Consider the following 251-nt stretch of genomic DNA (forward strand, 5'->3'; position numbering starts at 1 on the left):
TTGTCACAGCCGATCACGTTGGCTTGGGATGCGATAGAACTCAACGCTGAGCTGGCGAACAATGGATTAAAAGCGGATTGGCAATTTCAAATAACGAACAATGGTCATCTGTCGGGAAATCTTCACATTATTGATGTCACAAAAGAGGACCCACAATGGCAAGCAGGATTAAAGTTAACCCCTTTTCATCTTGATTTTTTGCAGCCATTAGTCGGTGAGTTTAGTCAAGCAGATGCGACGATAACGGCCGA

At 44.2% G+C, this 251-nt stretch carries 1 protein-coding gene; it reads left to right on the forward strand.

Annotated elements, in window-relative coordinates:
• Positions 1 to 18 precede the first annotated feature (18 nt).
• Positions 19 to 251: hypothetical protein (locus ACS2QP_RS28260; RefSeq protein WP_438883137.1), on the forward strand; the 233-nt coding region annotated here is incomplete at its 3' end.

This window comes from Bacillus cereus group sp. Bce019, from assembly GCF_051781745.1.
GTDB lineage: Bacteria > Bacillota > Bacilli > Bacillales > Bacillaceae_G > Bacillus_A > Bacillus_A cereus.